Source organism: Arthrobacter sp. B2060, assembly GCF_059090445.1.
Map to the genome: position 1 here is coordinate 1 of NZ_JBNHFR010000025.1, position 1,820 is coordinate 1,820.

A 1,820-nucleotide genomic window follows, 5' to 3' on the forward strand; every position below is an offset into this window, starting at 1 on the left:
TGTGTCTGTTGTTTGAGAACTCAATAGTGTGCCAAGTTTGTTGATACCGATTTTTTATGAATTGGTTGATTTGCCGGGCCTGTCCGCCCCTGTGGGTGGGTCTGGTTTTTTAGCTGGTTTCAAATTTTGTGCAGCCGGGTTCCGCGTTTTCCCGTGGTTCTTGGTTGTGTCTGTTTTTCTTCAACGGAGAGTTTGATCCTGGCTCAGGATGAACGCTGGCGGCGTGCTTAACACATGCAAGTCGAACGATGATCCGGTGCTTGCACCGGGGATTAGTGGCGAACGGGTGAGTAACACGTGAGTAACCTGCCCTTAACTCTGGGATAAGCCTGGGAAACTGGGTCTAATACCGGATATGACTCCTCATCGCATGGTGGGGGGTGGAAAGCTTTTGTGGTTTTGGATGGACTCGCGGCCTATCAGCTTGTTGGTGAGGTAATGGCTCACCAAGGCGACGACGGGTAGCCGGCCTGAGAGGGTGACCGGCCACACTGGGACTGAGACACGGCCCAGACTCCTACGGGAGGCAGCAGTGGGGAATATTGCACAATGGGCGCAAGCCTGATGCAGCGACGCCGCGTGAGGGATGACGGCCTTCGGGTTGTAAACCTCTTTCAGTAGGGAAGAAGCGAAAGTGACGGTACCTGCAGAAGAAGCGCCGGCTAACTACGTGCCAGCAGCCGCGGTAATACGTAGGGCGCAAGCGTTATCCGGAATTATTGGGCGTAAAGAGCTCGTAGGCGGTTTGTCGCGTCTGCCGTGAAAGTCCGGGGCTCAACTCCGGATCTGCGGTGGGTACGGGCAGACTAGAGTGATGTAGGGGAGACTGGAATTCCTGGTGTAGCGGTGAAATGCGCAGATATCAGGAGGAACACCGATGGCGAAGGCAGGTCTCTGGGCATTAACTGACGCTGAGGAGCGAAAGCATGGGGAGCGAACAGGATTAGATACCCTGGTAGTCCATGCCGTAAACGTTGGGCACTAGGTGTGGGGGACATTCCACGTTTTCCGCGCCGTAGCTAACGCATTAAGTGCCCCGCCTGGGGAGTACGGCCGCAAGGCTAAAACTCAAAGGAATTGACGGGGGCCCGCACAAGCGGCGGAGCATGCGGATTAATTCGATGCAACGCGAAGAACCTTACCAAGGCTTGACATGGACCGGACCGCCGCAGAAATGTGGTTTCCCCTTTGGGGCCGGTTCACAGGTGGTGCATGGTTGTCGTCAGCTCGTGTCGTGAGATGTTGGGTTAAGTCCCGCAACGAGCGCAACCCTCGTTCCATGTTGCCAGCGCGTAATGGCGGGGACTCATGGGAGACTGCCGGGGTCAACTCGGAGGAAGGTGGGGACGACGTCAAATCATCATGCCCCTTATGTCTTGGGCTTCACGCATGCTACAATGGCCGGTACAAAGGGTTGCGATACTGTGAGGTGGAGCTAATCCCAAAAAGCCGGTCTCAGTTCGGATTGGGGTCTGCAACTCGACCCCATGAAGTCGGAGTCGCTAGTAATCGCAGATCAGCAACGCTGCGGTGAATACGTTCCCGGGCCTTGTACACACCGCCCGTCAAGTCACGAAAGTTGGTAACACCCGAAGCCGGTGGCCTAACCCCTTGTGGGAGGGAGCTGTCGAAGGTGGGACTGGCGATTGGGACTAAGTCGTAACAAGGTAGCCGTACCGGAAGGTGCGGCTGGATCACCTCCTTTCTAAGGAGCACCTACAGGCCGGCACCGCGTGTATGCGTTGGTGGGGGTTTGTCAGGAGTAAAAGCCCGTTGCGCAGACGTTTGTTCTGCGGCGGGTGCTCATGGGTGGAATATCA

1 rRNA gene is annotated in these 1,820 nt (G+C 56.2%); it reads left to right on the top strand.

Annotation, left to right across the window (positions count from 1 at the left end):
* Positions 1 to 180: 180 nt before the first annotated feature.
* A 16S ribosomal RNA gene (locus AC5RUM_RS21425) occupies positions 181 to 1,705 on the top strand.
* The last annotated feature ends 115 nt before the right edge of the window (positions 1,706 to 1,820 follow it).